Annotated in this window: 3 protein-coding genes; 2 read left to right on the top strand and 1 reads right to left on the bottom strand. The window is 42.9% G+C overall.

From position 1 onward, the window contains the following. Nucleotides 1-447, top strand: a 447-nt coding sequence (locus WBM98_RS09925) for a hypothetical protein (protein ID WP_424365865.1), incomplete at its 5' end; no start/stop codon positions are given. Between the two features lie 100 nt (nt 448-547). Continuing rightward, on the top strand, nt 548-2,008 hold the full coding sequence (locus WBM98_RS09920; protein ID WP_424365864.1) for an aryl-sulfate sulfotransferase: 1,461 nt from the start codon (nt 548-550) through the stop codon (nt 2,006-2,008). Nucleotides 2,009-2,293: 285 nt separating this feature from the next. On the opposite strand, the gene WBM98_RS09915 is transcribed toward WBM98_RS09920, so the two are convergent. Continuing rightward, the coding region (locus tag WBM98_RS09915; RefSeq protein WP_424365863.1) for a hypothetical protein at nt 2,294-2,662 on the bottom strand (369 nt) is incomplete at its 5' end.

Genomic DNA, 2,662 nt, shown 5'->3' with positions numbered 1-2,662 from the left:
ACCAATATTCAAACAACGGTGCTTTTTACTACAGTCATCAATTATCCGGTATCATGTACCTCGAGTTTGGGTGGCACGCATTCTTTTGTGTCTTCCAATCTGCAGGCGATAACAGGTACTTGTCCGGGCGGGGAAGTGACCGGGACCGTCACATGGACGGATCAAGGGGGTGGTATCTACCTAACATCGGATCTTGGTTTCGGCCAATATGGAACTACTTGTTGGAGCGATTCTCCGGCAACCAGCGGGGGTGCAACGTTTACCGATGCCTGTAACCTAATCATTTCGGGTGGGCAGGACCAATACGGCTTGACTTATACATGGGTCATTACCGATGTCAATGGCCCAGAACTATACCTTTCCTGGTCCAATGATTACGGGGATTCAGGAGATGTTGTACTAACCAGGGAAGGAGGGGTCGATTGGCCCGATTTGTTCACTCAATAACTAAGATGGAATATCAGAAAAACAGCTTACTTATAAGCTGTTTTTCTCTGTTACAATGATTCATCATGAATGCCCATGCATTCATTCTATCACTGATCAAATGAAAAAATGCGTCTTACACATCCTACCTGTTCTTTGTGCCTTGTACTTTGTAAGTTGCTCTGATGATACTGCGGTTACCCCAACCACTATACCTGTTTCGAATCGTCCAGATCCTGTACTGATTCCGGTATCAAATACCTTGGGCGTATTAATAAAACATCCCAAAGCATATAAGGGATATACCCTTTTCACCATTCATAAGACCACCTATCTTATCGATAATTGTGGGCGGGTCATAAAGCAATGGGTGAGTGCTTATGACCGGGGTGGTGCATTCTGTCTCATGGAAGATGGCTCCTTGTTAAGGACGGGTAAAATCGATAATCCTGATATGTCGTATGGTGGCATCGGGGGTATTATTGAAAAATTCAATTGGGATGGCGACCTTACGTGGAGCTTTCGATATTCAAGTGCAACGTATAGCCAACACCATGGATTGGTCCCCATGCCGAATGGCAATATCCTATTTTTATCCGCACATAAAAGAAGCAGGGATAAGGCGCTTCTAGCTGGAAGGAATCCGGAAAACCTATCTGATGAAGGACTCTATGATGAACGCATTGTAGAGATAAAACCTTCAGGCACCCAAGCAGCCACGGTAGTGTGGGAATGGAAGGTTTGGGACCATCTCAGTCAAGATCATGACACCGGCAAGGATAATTTTGGGATTATTGCCGAACACCCCGGTTTACTGGACATCAATTTCTTGGGAAGCTCGACGGGGAATTCGGATTGGCTTCATTTTAATGCCTTAGACTACAATGCGGCCCTTGACCAAATTATAATCAGTTCCCAGAAATTAGGCGAAATCTATATCATCGACCATTCGACCACCACGGAAGAAGCCCAAACGGGATTGGGAGGGAATAGCGGCCTGGGCGGCAATATTATCTATAGATGGGGAAATCCCGTAGCGTATCAACATGGGGAGGCAGGACATAGGAAACTCTTTGGCCAGCATAATGCCCATTGGATCCCCAGTCACCTGCCGGATGGCGGCAAGATATTGATATTCAATAATGGCCTAGGAAGAAATACCGATTATTCCTCCATCGACATTATTAGTCCGCCAAACGAAGAAACTTATAATTATGTCTATAATCAAGGGCAACCGTTTGGACCACTGGATGCAGAATGGACCTATATTGACCTGGAAGATCCTACAAAATTCTATTCAAAAATACTTTCAAGTGCCCAGCGCCTACCCAATGGCAATACCTTTATCTGTGAAGGCACCAAGGGCACGTTCTTCGAGATCGATAAAGATCAAAATATCGTTTGGAAATACGTCAACCCAATAACCAATCAAGGGAACAGGCTAAAACAAGGAGATGCCGCAATAAGCAATGTTTTTCAAGCCCTAAAGTATAGCCATGATTACAAAGGCTTTACAGGCAAAGACCTAACCCCAGGAATTCCTTTGGAACTCGACTTTGATATTGGTACTTGTGAACCATGATAACAGATACCCCAAGGGGATGCATTAACATCATAATACTGGGTAAATGAAGGGTAATTGTTTGTCGGAAACGTAAACGTTTATCAGCCTTTCCCACAAATGGGATAATCATCTTTACCTTAGGATACCAATCAAATTTCTAAATGTAAGGCAGTCCTGAGGTTTACTTCTAAAAAATTATAAAGTCTCATTTTTAGAGTAATTATTTGAATTAGCTATCAATATTTTCAGGGCTGCAATTTAGAAGTAGGTCCTTATTATTTTGGGCAAACAAGTGGCACCCAATTAATCCTTGGGAGAGTCGATGTGCCGATATAACCCATCAAAAACGACACTTACAACTTTTTCACCTTCCAATACTTCCCAAAGTTGTCGCACCGAACCATCTTCGTTCAAGGTCCAAGTTATCTGGTTACGGTTCAAAACACCATCTTTGTTTTCAAATTCGTCAGAGCTTAGAATCATTTGATTTCCGATCCGATTTCCCTTAAGTTTTAAATGTCCTCCGGAACTATCAAGCCATAGTTGTTCCCATTGCTTGGTACTCCCATTATAAAAATTAGTACTGACACCCGTAAATTCTCCTTTAGCACTGGTCCAATTTTCTTGGATAACACAATTATTGTTCGATTTTACGATCGTGTTCTTTCCTGC

It is taken from the genome of Maribacter sp. (genome assembly GCF_049667165.1).
GTDB lineage: Bacteria > Bacteroidota > Bacteroidia > Flavobacteriales > Flavobacteriaceae > Maribacter_A.
This window is presented reverse-complemented; position numbering and strand designations above follow the sequence as displayed.